Source organism: Hyphomicrobium sp. MC1, from assembly GCF_000253295.1.
GTDB lineage: Bacteria > Pseudomonadota > Alphaproteobacteria > Rhizobiales > Hyphomicrobiaceae > Hyphomicrobium_B.
The window spans coordinates 1,981,979-1,994,608 of record NC_015717.1 but is presented as its reverse complement, the minus strand read 5'-3'; the positions used below and the strand labels follow the sequence as shown (position 1 = coordinate 1,994,608).

The following is a 12,630-nucleotide window of genomic DNA, read 5'->3' as shown; positions in this document are numbered from 1 at the left end:
GTCCCATGCCGCTTTACACGCTCGATGGCCAAGGTGTCGTAACGCCTCCAATCGGCTCGTTCTGGGTCGCGCCAAACGCCGTCCTACTTGGCAAGGTCAAGCTCGAGGAAGAGTCGAGCGTCTGGTTCGGCGCGGTTCTGCGTGGCGATAACGAGCTGATCACCGTCGGCGCGCGCTCGAACGTGCAGGACGGCTCCGTTCTGCATACCGATCCGGGCTTTCCGCTGACGATCGGCGAGGACTGCACGGTCGGCCACATGGCGATGCTGCATGGCTGCACAATCGGCCGCGGCAGCCTCATCGGCATCGGCAGCATCATCATGAACGGTGCCAAGATCGGCGAGGAGTGTGTGATCGGCGCCAAGACGCTGATCGCCGAGGGCAAGGAAATTCCGCCACGCTCGCTCGTGATGGGATCGCCCGGCAAGATCGTCCGCGAGTTGACCGACGAGGAAGTCGAGCGTTTCGGCGGCGCTGCCCGCCGTTATGTCAAAAATTGGCGCCGCTACGCTGAAGGCCTGACGCTTCAGGACTGAGCTTGGGCAATCGCACAAAAAAAATGCGGACCGGCGTCTGGGGAAGCGCGCGGCCCGCTGAACAGGTCCGGTTTGGGTCGGGGGACGGCTGGGGCCGGGCCTGTAAGTGTTTCTGATGATTTTGAAGGGAATTACCTCAGGGGAAATCCGGCGTGCCGTCGAACATTGACGGATCGACGGACTGCACGCCCGACAGCGCCGGCGGCGTGACCGCATCGTTCGGATCGAGCGACACCCAGACCTTCGGGTTGAGGTACGACTGCCGCATCACGTAGTGATAGGGCGTCTGGTTCCAGAGCCGTACGACGTCGATCTTGTTGTCGAGAATGAAGTCGCCCTGCGTCGTCCGCGCGGTCAGCACGGCATGGCCTTCGTTCTTCTCGTCACGCACGACTGTCATGAGCAAGGTGCCGGACGGCCAGCCGCTGGCGATCAGGCGATGGCGCTTCAGGAGCGCGTAATCCTCGCAGTCGCCGCGCGTCTTCGGGATCGTCCAGTATTCGGTGACGCCGTAGACTTCCTGGTCCGTCGCCGGTTCGATCTCATGGTTGACCGAACGGTTGATTTCGTCGAGCTCGCTCAACGCCTGTGGCGTCGCCCGGAACCGGGCGTCGTCGGAAGATGTGACGACGCATTCCTGAGGCATCCGCTCGCAGAAGGCCACAAACCCATAAGGGGGCTGCGAGCTGCCATAAATACGCATGAACTCTGGTGCACGCACCGCGGGACTGATAACCGCGACCTGTTGCGCCGCCGCCGGCAACGCCGCACCACACAACCACACTGCCACCGAGATGGCTACGCTACCGTACTTCATGAAACGCCCTCGAACACGGTACGATACAGTACGCGACACAGCTGGTTTTAGCATGAATGCCCACCGCAGCATTCGAGCTAAATTCGTATAAAAATTTAACTTAACGATTTTGGCAACTCGGCGAGCAATTTGCGGCATCACACAACCAACGCAAAAACGTCAAGGGAACCTGTCGCGCATCGCCTCCGGCGACAGCAGCGACAGAAACTGCAAACCAATTCCATGCTCGTGGTGACGCCGGACGATCGCCCGGGTCTTTCCGGCAACCACGAAGCTGCCGATAGGTGGCCGCGCAGGCGTGGCAATCGAAGCGCCGGATGCTGAAAGATCGAGCAATTCCACGTCGATAACGACCCCGTCTTCGACCCTCAACGTCGTACGACGCCCGCGAGTTCCGACACGTTCATGGATACGACCGGCAGCCCCGGGGAAATCATCCTTATTGATGAGCCACGTAATCTGCGCGGCGAGCTTTTCGCGCTTGTGCTCCGTGACTTTGAAAACGAATGCGAAACCATCCGGCGTAATTCTTGCGACGACGCCCTCAAATCCGCCCAGATGATCGAAGTAGACGACGACGCGCTCACCGACTTCAGGTAGATGCGCGGTCGTAACGGCTGCGCCGCCGACGGAAACGTTTTTCAATTGGCAGGTGTATTCGCTGCGGTCTGCGCGCATGAAGCGGCCAGCAAGCGAAAGCGGCACACGGCGATGTTTGCGCATGTCGCCGGCCAAGATGGCATCGGTCGGATGCAGGACGTCACGGATGATGCTCGTATGCACGGCCATGGCCGACCTTTGAACTGCCGTCAGAAATTGCTGCCGGGCGTGCTCTCGAACATTGCGAAATGAGCGAAAACCACCCGCATGAACTATGCGGGTGGGGTCCTTAATGAAGTTCTAATCGGCGCACCAAATTCGACGGGTGCGGGCAACGGAAGATTATGTATTGAAAGAAGATTACCGCTCGTCGCCGGAAAGGCTGAGCCCACCGTCGAAGACGCGGAACTGCCGCCGCGCCGAGCGCACGATGCGTGCTTCCCGCCGGGTGTGAAGGATGGGTGCCTGATATTGAAAGTCGCTCTCGTCCTCAGAGGCGGCGCGGCTCGGCCAGACGATCTCGTGATGAACGAGCTTCCGCCTTGTCAGCGGCACGGAGCCGAGCCATTCCGGCTTCTCTCGAGAGGCGACAGAGCCGAGAAAGCGTTCGACCGTATCACTCGTGTGCGTCAGCGGCAGGATCAGCACCTCGAATGTCGTCGACTTCCCGTCGGCGCTTTCGGCGGACATATGGAACAGACCGACCGCGCAGCGCGACGCGATCAGCTCCATCTGGTTCTGCAACGTTCGCCGATCGCCGATATCGAACATTTCGAACAGGTTCTTGCCGCGCAGCTCCATGCCGAGCGCATCGGTAATCCGTGTGCCCGCGAGCCGGAAACGCGCATTGGTATAGTTGATGCGCTCCAGAATGAACGTATCGGGAAGATTGTTCGCGATGCGCGACGGCTCGATCTCGAAACGCTTCGGCGCCGGGCGATTGCCCCGGAGAGCGTCCCAATATGAATAGAGCGACTGGCTGACGGCTTCTTGCATGCTCACGCGTTACGACCCTGAATTTTCTGTTGGGTGGCGGACATCCCAGACCCCCGCCGTTCCATTTCGGAGCGCGAAGGCTCCCTGGCAGTCGAATGAGCATCGTTCATGCCAGCGCGCGTCGAAGCAGCGAAAACCGCGTTTCGCCCGTCCAGTTGCCCGCTTTTGCGTGAACCGGTAACAACGGCCGTTCAGTCGCTACGGACTGAATCGCCTCAAAGTGGGACGAAGTCGTGAACCGAGAACCAATGTTTAACGTGCCGGGCGCCGTGCTCGGCATCCTTGCCGTGTTGATTGCGGTGCACGTTGCGCTGTCCATGCTGCCGCCCGAGCAATATTCGTGGTGGGTGCTGGCGCTCGCATTCATTCCGGCGCGGTACTCAGGCTTCGCCGATCAGATTCCCGGAGGCAGCGTCGCCGAGGTGACGTCGTTCGTGACGCACATGCTCGTGCACGCCGACATCACGCACATCGCTTTCAACGGCCTTTGGCTGTTGGCCTTCGGCTCGGTGCTGTGCGCGCGTCTCGGCGGTTTGCGGTTCATCATATTCTCGATCTGCGGAGGCATCTGCGGCGCATTGCTGTTTCTGCTTTTCAATCCGGGATTGGCAGCTCCGGTCATCGGTGCGTCGGGTGCTGTGTCGGCGATGATGGGCGGCGTGATGCGGTTTCTCTTTAACGCTCTCGATCGCGGCGAGGGCTATCTGTTGCGCCACAACCCGTCAGCCATTCCAGCCGTGACGATCATGGGTGCGCTGCGAGACAGCCGCATCGTTCTGTCGTCGATCGTGTTCGTCGCCATCAATCTTCTGGCGATAATCGGCTTCGGGAAAATGGGCGAGGCCGGTGCGATCGCATGGGAGGCGCACATCGGCGGCTACCTGTTCGGACTTTTCGCATTTGGTTTATTTGACCGTTCAGATAATCCCGCGATGCAAAATGATTTACCGCCTGCTGCAGATCTCGAATGAAAGCTTGCAATCCCGTAAGAATTGCCTCAGCCTTCCTGCATTAATCCGCCGTCAGAGCGGATCTCATTGGGTGTGAAACGCAGCGGAATGCCGGCGGGAGACCGCGCTAGCTTGCGGGCCTCTAAGTGACGCGCAAGCGCGCGACCACGTTTCCAGTTCGGAACAGCGTTCCGCAAACGGAGGCTGATTTTATGATTATCGGACAGATATTGAAGTCCAAGGGCAGAAGCGTCATGACCGCGTCGCCCGCCGACACCCTTCAGGAAATCGCGCTACGTCTGGCGAGCCGCAAGATCGGCGCGATCGTCATCCTCGAGAACAACAAACTCGCCGGGATCATCTCGGAACGCGACCTCATTCGCCTCATCGCCGAGCATGGGCCGAAGGCGCTCGCCATGACCGCGAACGACGGCATGACGCGCGACGTCATCTCATGCACGCGCGACTGCACGATTGACGGCGTCATGGAGACGATGACGAAAGGCCGTTTCCGCCATGTGCCTGTCCTCGAAGACGGCGAACTCGTCGGCATCATCTCGATCGGCGACGTCGTCAAACATCATATCGCTGAGGTCCAGCTCGAAGTCACCGCCATGCGCGATTACTTGGCGACGGGCTGAAGGTCCTGCTGGATGGCGACGCGCTTGTCCTCCGTACGCGTCCGCTTTGGCTCGCAGACCTCGATCTCGCGCATCAGGTCGTCGAGTTGACGTTCGACGGCCTGCATGCCGAGTTCAATGGCTTCTTCCGCGCGATGGAAATCGAATAGTCCGACCTCCTGCAATCGCGGCGACAGCATCGCGTCGGGCGGATCGCCTGCGAGACGCGAACGTGCGATCCGGTCCTGCACGATATTGAGCGCATCGACCATGACGGTTGATATTCCCGGTGCGCCGTCGCCTTTGCCGAGGATCTGCCGCTGCAAGAGCCCGCGGACGCCTTTCTTGCCAACCGTTTCGGCTGCCGCGGCGTTCCGCAATTCTTCGTCAGCCTCCGAGAACATCGCTTCGGGCGAGGAGATGACACTGCCGCGGCCGAGGATGTCGAAATTCAGATTGACAGCGATGACGTAGCGCGCGCCCAGAGCCCGGCAGACGGAAACGGGGATCGGGTTGACGAGCGCGCCGTCGAATAGCCACCGCCCGTTGACCTTCACCGGCTTGAACACGCCCGGTAGCGCATAGGAGGCGCGCACCGCGTCGACCAGCCGTCCGCGGGACAGCCAGTGCTCATGCCCGGTGCCGATCTCGGTCGCGACCGCAGTGAAGCGCGTCTCGAGATCTTCGATGTTGCGGTCGCCCAGCTGCTGCTCGAGCCGGCTGCACAGCCGCTGCCCACTGATGAGGCCCGTGCCGGCGAAATTGAAATCCAGATATCCGAAGATGCGCTTTGGCGTCAGTTCACGCGCCCAGCGCTCCAATTGGTCGAGATGACCGGCAGCATAACAGCCGCCGACGACGGCTCCGATCGACGTTCCGGCAATAACGTCGGGCCGGATGCCATGGCGTTCGAGAGCCTTCAAAACGCCGATGTGCGCCCATCCGCGCGCGGCGCCCCCACCCAGTGCTAATCCGATCCTCACGCTCGTCCTGCCAAGCATGATTGGCACTCCCGATACGCACCCTCTGCCGGCGATGGTTTTTGCCGACACATCCGCTGCGACGTTATCGCCAGCCGATTAAGGTCCCGCTACCAAGAGGTAAGCAAGTTATGAACGCGAGCATGGCAAACGGGACGCCGGACCGGCGACACGTGATGAGAGCGTCAGGTTCAGGCGGTCGGAGTTTTAGGTGCGGGGAGGGGAGCGAACTCCAGCGCGGCGGCGTCTGTCCCATCCGGCTTTACGACGCGCCGGTAGAAACACGACCGCTCACCCGTATGGCAGGCAACCCCGTCGCCCTGCACCTCGGCGGAAACCCAGACGACATCCTGATCGCAATCCGTCCGCAGCTCTATGACTTTGAGAAGGTTGCCGCTTTCCTCGCCCTTCTTCCACAGCTTGCCGCGCGAGCGACTCCAGAAATGTGCAATGCCGCTGGCAATGGTCTCATTGAGAGCCATCTGATTCATGTAGGCGAACATCAGCACGTCGCCCGACCGGTGATCGGTTACGACCGCCGGAATGAGCCCCTCGGCGCTGAACTTCGGCTTGAATGAATGGGTCGTCTCTATCGTCTCGGTCATGCCGCTTTAGTTCTCCGGCGCCATCTCGTCATCACAATGCACCTGAGCGAAAAGCGCATATGTGATGACCGCGACGCCACATAGGGAAAGTCCGTTTTTCGCTCGACGGCCCACTGACGCAGCTGGCGAACGGCCGCATCTCGCATTCGATACCGGCTCGGCTTATATACGGCGACCGGAACGTTTGGACGAGGGTCGGTCGCGGCCCAAAGATCCGAAAGACGGATCCTGAGAACCGGAAGACGCGAAGATCGCTATGGCCAATCTCGATGAGATCTACAACACGCGCATCCTGGAGCTCGCGGGCGGTATCTCTCATACCGACCGCCTGACCGAACCCGACGGCAGCGCCACGGGACACTCCAAGCTCTGCGGCTCGACCGTGACTGTCGACGTAAAGCTCGAAGACGGGCATGTAAGCGAATTCGGCCAGTCGGTGAAGGCTTGCCTGCTGGGTCAGGCCTCGGCCTCGGTCATGGGGCGGGAGATCGTCGGCTCGACGCCGGATGAGCTTCGCCGCATCGGCCGGGAAATGCGCGCCATGTTGAAGGAGGGTGGTCCGCCGCCCGCCGGGCGCTGGGCGGATCTCGCCGTTCTTGAGCCGGTCCGCAACTACAAGGCCCGACATGCATCAACACTTCTGGTGTTCGATGCGGTCGAAAAGGCGCTCGAGGATGCCGAGGTGCGAGCGAGCGCCGACGTCCAGGCAGAACGCTAACCTTGACCGCAATTTTTCCTCTAAATTTCTGACCGACGCCCGTACGCCCAATCGACGGGCGCGAGCCGGCGTGCTGTATATTCTGCGACTGCACCCCGGATCGATGCGGCGAGCCATTTCGACAACTCGGCGGAATCTTTCTTCCCCCGGCTTGCTGGAAGGGCTTTCGGTTTGAGAAAAACTGGGAGTAGAAGACGCATCGAACGGTCGGTTCGTTAGTCACAAAAACGAAGAAAGAAACCGGCGCGTCTCCAAGCATTGGCTGGCGTGCAACGGCTGGAAAAAAATAGACCTTAGAGCACAACGGGAGATCCAGATGTCAGCGCAGGATAACGATAGTGGCACGCGCGCAGAGGGTGCTGCCTCATCGACCAGCGCACTGAAATGGATCGTTATCGCGATCCTGGCGTTGGTGGCGATCTATGGCTGGCAACAGAAGACGTCGGCTGAGGCTCAAGTGTCGGCGCTGCAGGGAGAGGTCACCTCGCTGCAAAAGGCCGTCGATGATGCCGCCGATGTCAGAAAGTCGTCGCAAGACGAGATCGACCGCCTGAAGGCCGCCGTCAGCGATGCCCAGCGCCAGGCCGACGAAAGCAAGGCCGACGTTTCAACGGCAATGGGCAAGGTTTCCGAACTCGACAACAAGGTCACGGCTGTGACCAAGGAAAACGACGACCTGAAGGCCAAGCTCCAGGGCGCCGCCGAGGAAATGAAAGCCAAGCTCGCCACGGCCGACGACGCGACGAACAAGGTCAAGGCCGAGCTGGAAGCCGCCAATAAGGCGAAAGCCGACGCCGAATCCGCAGCTGCTGCGCTTCGCGGTGAGATCGACAGCCTCAAGGGTCAGATCGCGACGCTTCAGAAGGACCTTGAGACTGCGAAGGCTGCCCAACCGGCGACGCCTGCCGCGCCGGCCCCCGCGGCTCCTGCAACCCCGACGCCGTAAGGCGAGGCGCGGGCCATCAGAGCGTCGCACTTGCATAGCGCTGTGGAAACGCGCTCTGCTTCGGACATGAGTTCGAGGCTTGCCAAAACGCTGCTGAAAGCGCCGATCCACGTCTACCGCTACACCTTCAAATGGCTGGTTGGTGGCCAGTGCCGCCATTGGCCGACATGCTCGGAATACGGGCTGCAGGCGATCGAGCTGAACGGCGCCTGGCGCGGCTTCTGGCTGACGCTGTCGCGGTTCGTCCGCTGCGGACCGGGTGGCACCCATGGCGTCGACCCCGTGCCGGACATCCGCGATGTCAAACACACCTTCCAGCCCTGGCGCTATGGTCGCTGGCGGTAGACTTCGCTTTCGATCATGCCGCAGCTTGACTTGGACGCGCCCACACCCCATTAGCGCAATCGAAAATCGTCTTACGCCGCGTCCGTATGCGGCGAGTGAGCAAAGGAGGCCACGATGACAGACGTCACCATTACGTTCCCAGACGGCAAGCAGCGCCAGGTAGCAGCGGGAACCACGGGCCTCGAAATCGCCAAGTCGATCTCTCCTTCGCTCGCGAAACGTACCGTCGCCATGCAGCTCAATGGCGCGCTGGCCGACCTTGCCGATCCGATCAATCAGGATGCGTCGATCAACTTCGTCTCGCGCACCGATCCGGCAGCCTTAGAGCTGATCCGGCACGACGCCGCGCACGTTCTCGCCGAAGCCGTGCAGTCGATCTGGCCCGGCACTCAGGTGACCATCGGCCCCGTGATCGACAACGGCTTCTATTACGACTTCGCCAAGCAGCAGCCGTTCGAGCCGGAAGACATTCCGAAGATCGAAAAGCGCATGGGCGAGATCATCGCCAAAAACGCGCCTTTTACGAAGGAAGTCTGGTCGCGCAACAAGGCGAAGGAGTTCTTCAAGGACAAGGGCGAGTACTTCAAGGTCGAGCTTGTCGACGCCATTCCGGAAGACCAGGACGTCAAGATCTACAAGCAGGGCGAGTGGCTCGATCTCTGCCGCGGCCCGCACATGACGTCGACAGGCCAAGTCGGCAAAGCGTTCAAGCTGATGAAGTTCGCAGGCGCCTATTGGCGCGGCGATTCAACCAAGCCGGTCCTTCAGCGCATCTACGGCACCGCGTTCGCGACCGAGGATGAACTGAAAGCTTATCTGCATCAGCTCGAAGAAGCCGAGAAGCGCGATCACCGCAAGCTTGGCCGCGAGATGGATCTCTTCCACTTCCAGGAAGAAGCGCCGGGCTCCGTCTTCTGGCATCCGAAAGGCTGGACCCTGTTCCAGACCTTGATCGCCTACATGCGCCGTCAGCAGGCGCGCGCAGGCTATACCGAGGTCAACACTCCGGACATGATGGAGAAGCACTTCTGGGAGCTTTCGGGTCACTGGGAGAACTACGGCGAGAACATGTTTACGACCGTGCTTCCCGATGAGCGCGTGTTCTGCTGCAAGCCGATGAACTGTCCCGGCCACGTCCAGATCTACAAGAACGGTCTGAAGAGCTATCGCGATCTACCGCTGCGCATCGCCGAGTTCGGCAAGGTACATCGTTATGAGCCGTCGGGCGCGCTGCACGGCATGCTTCGGGTGCGCCACTTCACGCAGGACGATGCGCATATCTTCCTGACTGAGCATCAGATCATGGAGGAATGCCTCAAGATCAATGATCTGCTGCTCTCGATCTACAAAGACTTCGGCTTCGAAAACATCGTCATCAAGCTGTCGCTGCGGCCTGAAAAGCGCGTCGGCTCCGATGAGCTTTGGGACAAAGCCGAGAAGGCTCTGAGCGACGTGCTCGATGAAGTGAAGCGCCGCTCGAACGATCAGATCAAGACCGAGATCCAGCCGGGTGAGGGCGCGTTCTACGGACCGAAGCTCGAATACGTGCTGCGTGACGCCATCGGCCGCGACTGGCAGTGTGGCACCACGCAGGTCGACTTCAACCTCGCGGGCCGCCTCGGCGCGTTCTATATCGACGAGAAGTCGGAGAAGAAAACGCCGGTGATGATCCACCGCGCGATCTTCGGTTCACTCGAACGTTTCACCGGTATTCTGATCGAGAACTTCGCCGGACACTTCCCGCTGTGGCTCGCGCCGCTGCAGGTCGTCGTCGCGCCGATCGTCTCGGACGCGAACGATTACGCGGTCGAAGTCGCAGAGAAGGCGAAGGCGCTGGGCCTGCGCGTCGAAACGGACCTTCGCAATGAGAAGATCAACCTCAAAGTCCGCGAGCATTCGCTGACCAAGGTTCCGGTCATCCTCGTCGTCGGCAAGCGCGAGGCGGAAGAGAAGAAGGTTTCCGTACGCCGCCTCGGTTCGCAAGACCAGACCGTGCTTGGCCTCGATGAGGCACTAACGGCGTTGGCAAAGGAAGCGGTTCCACCGGATATGCGGTAACGGAATAATTCGCATCGCCATTCGGACATAAGTCGGAATGGCGATGCGTTGACTCGGTTGCCCTAACGTCGTGGCCGCGGAACCCGCCATCCTGGCCACGCAATAATCAAAGTGCCTCGTGCAAAGTCCCAGCTTAGTTGGAATACAGCGTTCGGACATTGCTCACCGATTTGCCATGAAACCTTCCACTCTCCGTTCGCGTTGCACGGTCGATGTTGCAACAAACGGAGTACCCCCCAAATGGCTACGTCATCCGCATCTCAGTACGGATCAGGCAGCGTTGAAGATCTAAAGAGCAAAGCGAAACAAGCTTACGATGACGCGTCCGATCGTGCTCAGGAAATGGCCGGTCAGGCCAAGCAGCAAGCCAGCGAAGTCGCCGGCAACGTGAAGGGTGCAATCGACAAGTCGGTCAAGGAACAGCCTGTGACGACGTTGCTTGCAGCAGCAGCGGTCGGCTTCGTCATCGGCGCGCTGTGGAAGTCGTAACGACGAACACCGTCGTCGACCACCCGACAGCTAAGAAATTCATCCGCCGAGAGATCGATTTAAAAGCGATCGCTCGGTGGATTTATTTGCGCGGGGCGGTCGGCTGCGATCGCAGATCCGCTTTTCGTGTTTGAGCTTCTTTTCTCAACTCGCCGCTATAGAGATCAATCGCCGCCGCACCGACCTCGTGAATATAGGCGCGCACGAGCCGCTCGGAGATCGTGCCCTTCAGCCACTGAAACAGCGATTTCGATAAACGCTCGCGCATTTCGTACGTTGCCGCTGTCGCCGGATTGACCATGCGCGCCACGCGCCACACCGACCAGGCGCGCCCGGCAACGTCATAAATTCCGCGCCAGCGATAGACCTGCGCGAACTGCGCCACCGTCAGTCGATTGCCGAGCGGGATCGTTCCCTCGAACACAGGCCGCAGCCTTGCGCTCACCTGTTCGACGAGAGTCAACGCTTCCGGCACCGTAAAGTGCAGCATAGGGTCTTTGTCGGCTGGGTGATAAACCTTAGCAACGATCTCGACCGTCTCTAGGCCGGTATTCAGAAGGTCGTTCCAGGTCGAGATCGTGCGCGAGTTAGAGTCGTTCGCAAACACATCGACCGCCGACATCGCGTCGCTGCGAATATCTGAGGCAACATCCGCAGTCTCAGGCGGCAACACCTCTTGAACCTCAGAAACATCCGCGGTGCGCGCTGGCGGTCGACCCAGCGTTCGCCGCTCGAATACGAAGGCCAGCGCCGTGCAGATGAGCGTCGCAACGGCCCAGTGAATAAGATAGCCGTGCTGCCAAAGCCAAAGACTGCCGAGCGGAATCAAGGCGATCGTTGGCAGCAGAAGCCCCATGGCAACGACAAAGAGGCGTAATGGCGTCAGGGCGTCGTTCATTCCGCGCTCCGTTGAGGCACAACCTCAAAAAACGCTCTCGTCGCCCATGCAGTTCCGAAAAAGCCGTGGTGGGCCAGCGCGGTTAATTCCAGCGGCGGTTGGACCACATCCATTGCTCGGGCAGTTCGCGCACCCATTCCTCGAACTGGCGCGTCATCTCGGCGGTTGCCCATTTGACGTCTTCGCCATGATTGGACGTGCGCGGAATGCGCAGCTCTTTCAGCTCGATCTCGAAGCGGCTGTCGTTGCCGACGCGCATACAGCGAGACATCCAGATGCGCGCGCCGACGCGCCGGGCGATCATCGCCGGAATGGTGACGGTCCGGGCGTCGTGCCCAAAGAAGGGAACCGGCAAACCGGTCCGGTCCCAAAGATCGCACACGACACCGAGCCGCCCGCCGTTGCGGACGTAATCCATGATCACGCGCGCCGTCTTCTGGCTCTCGCCGTGATCGCCTTCGACTTTGCCGCGGCCGAATAGTCCGCCCGGATAGAGGTCGCGCCGTTGATAGCGAATGTAGCGGTCGATGTAAGGATTGTTGACGGAGCGATAGACGCACGCCGGATTGGCGCCTGCGATCGTCAGTGGCCAAATCGCCAGCTCCCAGTTGCCCATGTGCAGCGATGCGCCGACGATCGGCCCGAGCTTGCTCGCATAGCGATTGAAGACATCTGGGTTCTTGATCGTCAGACGCGACGGTTCGGCGATGATCTGGTCGATCCGCATCGTCTCGGCCATGACGCGGCCGAGATTCTCCCAGTGACGCAGGGCGATCGTCAGTCGCTCTTCGTCCGACATCTCGGGAAAGGCGATCTTCAGATTATCGAGGGCGCGCTTGTGCCGTTTTGGATTGATCTTCGGCGCCAGCCGCCGCCAACACCACGCCGAAATATGCGTCGCCGTGTCGAGCGGCACCGAGCGGACAATGCCGACGATGAAGCGAAGCAGGCCGTATTCCAGCCTGAACTGCAGATCGCGCAGTGGCGAAATTTCCGTCGAGGACAGTTCCCGGTTCCTTATCCTGATGGCGAATGCCGCAGCGAGATGCCCCTGCGCTCCGCTGGCCGTCAA

At 60.5% G+C, this 12,630-nt stretch carries 15 protein-coding genes; 8 read left to right on the top strand and 7 right to left on the bottom strand.

All coding sequences use genetic code 11. The annotated features are described in order from the left end of the window. Positions 1-5 precede the first annotated feature (5 nt). Positions 6-536, top strand: a complete 531-nt coding sequence (locus HYPMC_RS09690) for a gamma carbonic anhydrase family protein (protein WP_013947732.1) — start codon at positions 6-8, stop codon at positions 534-536. Between the two features lie 136 nt (positions 537-672). Here the strand turns inward: HYPMC_RS09690 and HYPMC_RS09685 are convergent, their stop codons facing one another. The 3 genes from HYPMC_RS09685 to HYPMC_RS09675 all read right to left on the bottom strand — a co-directional run bounded on the left by HYPMC_RS09685 (position 673) and on the right by HYPMC_RS09675 (position 2,949). Beyond that, positions 673-1,353: a transglutaminase-like cysteine peptidase gene (locus HYPMC_RS09685; RefSeq protein ID WP_013947731.1), complete on the bottom strand. Its 681-nt coding sequence runs from the start codon at positions 1,351-1,353 to the stop codon at positions 673-675. 159 nt (positions 1,354-1,512) lie between these two features. Beyond that, a complete protein-coding gene (locus HYPMC_RS09680) occupies positions 1,513-2,142 on the bottom strand; it encodes a PilZ domain-containing protein (RefSeq protein ID WP_013947730.1) in 630 nt (209 codons plus the stop codon). Between the two features lie 171 nt (positions 2,143-2,313). Beyond that, entirely contained in the window at positions 2,314-2,949 is a 636-nt protein-coding gene (locus HYPMC_RS09675) for a PAS domain-containing protein (protein ID WP_244421039.1), read from the bottom strand. A gap of 233 nt (positions 2,950-3,182) precedes the next feature. On the opposite strand from HYPMC_RS09675, the gene HYPMC_RS09670 reads away from it, so the two are divergent. Both HYPMC_RS09670 and HYPMC_RS09665 read left to right on the top strand, forming a co-directional pair. Next, the gene (locus tag HYPMC_RS09670) at positions 3,183-3,920 is read left to right on the top strand and encodes a rhomboid family intramembrane serine protease (protein WP_244421012.1); all 738 of its coding nucleotides are present in this window, start codon (positions 3,183-3,185) and stop codon (positions 3,918-3,920) included. A gap of 191 nt (positions 3,921-4,111) precedes the next feature. Further along, the gene (locus HYPMC_RS09665; RefSeq protein WP_013947727.1) at positions 4,112-4,540 is read left to right on the top strand and encodes a CBS domain-containing protein; all 429 of its coding nucleotides are present in this window, start codon (positions 4,112-4,114) and stop codon (positions 4,538-4,540) included. On the opposite strand, the gene HYPMC_RS09660 is transcribed toward HYPMC_RS09665, so the two are convergent. Together HYPMC_RS09660 and hisI are read right to left on the bottom strand one after the other, a co-directional pair. Further along, positions 4,522-5,520, bottom strand: coding sequence for a patatin-like phospholipase family protein (locus HYPMC_RS09660; RefSeq protein WP_013947726.1), 999 nt, complete (start codon positions 5,518-5,520; stop codon positions 4,522-4,524). The two genes, HYPMC_RS09665 and HYPMC_RS09660, sit on opposite strands and share 19 nt — an antisense overlap. Positions 5,521-5,690: 170 nt before the next feature. After that, positions 5,691-6,104 (bottom strand): phosphoribosyl-AMP cyclohydrolase, encoded by a 414-nt coding sequence (gene hisI, locus HYPMC_RS09655; protein WP_013947724.1) that lies wholly within the window; start codon positions 6,102-6,104, stop codon positions 5,691-5,693. A gap of 256 nt (positions 6,105-6,360) precedes the next feature. Here hisI and HYPMC_RS09650 point away from each other — a divergent pair, with 256 nt between their 5' ends. The 5 genes from HYPMC_RS09650 (at position 6,361) to HYPMC_RS09630 (ending at position 10,660) form a co-directional block, all read left to right on the top strand. Further along, positions 6,361-6,822 carry an iron-sulfur cluster assembly scaffold protein gene (locus HYPMC_RS09650; protein ID WP_013947723.1) on the top strand — a complete coding sequence of 154 codons (462 nt, stop codon included), beginning with the start codon at positions 6,361-6,363 and terminating at the stop codon, positions 6,820-6,822. 316 nt (positions 6,823-7,138) lie between these two features. Further along, the gene (locus HYPMC_RS09645; protein ID WP_013947721.1) at positions 7,139-7,768 is read left to right on the top strand and encodes a hypothetical protein; all 630 of its coding nucleotides are present in this window, start codon (positions 7,139-7,141) and stop codon (positions 7,766-7,768) included. Between the two features lie 66 nt (positions 7,769-7,834). Continuing rightward, entirely contained in the window at positions 7,835-8,113 is a 279-nt protein-coding gene (yidD, locus tag HYPMC_RS09640) for a membrane protein insertion efficiency factor YidD (protein WP_013947719.1), read from the top strand. A gap of 114 nt (positions 8,114-8,227) precedes the next feature. Beyond that, on the top strand, positions 8,228-10,171 hold the full coding sequence (gene thrS, locus HYPMC_RS09635) for a threonine--tRNA ligase (RefSeq protein ID WP_013947718.1): 1,944 nt from the start codon (positions 8,228-8,230) through the stop codon (positions 10,169-10,171). A 240-nt stretch (positions 10,172-10,411) separates the two neighbouring features. Continuing rightward, a complete protein-coding gene (locus tag HYPMC_RS09630) occupies positions 10,412-10,660 on the top strand; it encodes a YqjD family protein (RefSeq protein WP_013947717.1) in 249 nt (82 codons plus the stop codon). Positions 10,661-10,742: 82 nt separating this feature from the next. Here the strand turns inward: HYPMC_RS09630 and HYPMC_RS09625 are convergent, their stop codons facing one another. Then, positions 10,743-11,558 carry a hypothetical protein gene (locus HYPMC_RS09625; RefSeq protein WP_013947716.1) on the bottom strand — a complete coding sequence of 272 codons (816 nt, stop codon included), beginning with the start codon at positions 11,556-11,558 and terminating at the stop codon, positions 10,743-10,745. Positions 11,559-11,640: 82 nt separating this feature from the next. Next, positions 11,641-12,630 (bottom strand): lysophospholipid acyltransferase family protein, encoded by a 990-nt coding sequence (locus tag HYPMC_RS09620; protein ID WP_024275880.1) that lies wholly within the window; start codon positions 12,628-12,630, stop codon positions 11,641-11,643.

What these genes read in the sequence shown, in the direction of transcription:
- HYPMC_RS09660 (WP_013947726.1), bottom strand. Translation starts at nt 5,520, where the DNA reads ATGCTTGGCAGGACGAGCGTGAGGATCGGATTAGCACTGGGTGGGGGC.
- HYPMC_RS09665 (WP_013947727.1), top strand. Translation starts at nt 4,112, where the DNA reads ATGATTATCGGACAGATATTGAAGTCCAAGGGCAGAAGCGTCATGACC.
- yidD (WP_013947719.1), top strand. Translation starts at nt 7,835, where the DNA reads ATGAGTTCGAGGCTTGCCAAAACGCTGCTGAAAGCGCCGATCCACGTC.
- HYPMC_RS09675 (WP_244421039.1), bottom strand. Translation starts at nt 2,949, where the DNA reads ATGCAAGAAGCCGTCAGCCAGTCGCTCTATTCATATTGGGACGCTCTC.
- HYPMC_RS09685 (WP_013947731.1), bottom strand. Translation starts at nt 1,353, where the DNA reads ATGAAGTACGGTAGCGTAGCCATCTCGGTGGCAGTGTGGTTGTGTGGT.
- HYPMC_RS09680 (WP_013947730.1), bottom strand. Translation starts at nt 2,142, where the DNA reads ATGGCCGTGCATACGAGCATCATCCGTGACGTCCTGCATCCGACCGAT.
- HYPMC_RS09645 (WP_013947721.1), top strand. Translation starts at nt 7,139, where the DNA reads ATGTCAGCGCAGGATAACGATAGTGGCACGCGCGCAGAGGGTGCTGCC.
- hisI (WP_013947724.1), bottom strand. Translation starts at nt 6,104, where the DNA reads ATGACCGAGACGATAGAGACGACCCATTCATTCAAGCCGAAGTTCAGC.
- HYPMC_RS09630 (WP_013947717.1), top strand. Translation starts at nt 10,412, where the DNA reads ATGGCTACGTCATCCGCATCTCAGTACGGATCAGGCAGCGTTGAAGAT.
- HYPMC_RS09690 (WP_013947732.1), top strand. Translation starts at nt 6, where the DNA reads ATGCCGCTTTACACGCTCGATGGCCAAGGTGTCGTAACGCCTCCAATC.
- HYPMC_RS09625 (WP_013947716.1), bottom strand. Translation starts at nt 11,558, where the DNA reads ATGAACGACGCCCTGACGCCATTACGCCTCTTTGTCGTTGCCATGGGG.
- thrS (WP_013947718.1), top strand. Translation starts at nt 8,228, where the DNA reads ATGACAGACGTCACCATTACGTTCCCAGACGGCAAGCAGCGCCAGGTA.
- HYPMC_RS09650 (WP_013947723.1), top strand. Translation starts at nt 6,361, where the DNA reads ATGGCCAATCTCGATGAGATCTACAACACGCGCATCCTGGAGCTCGCG.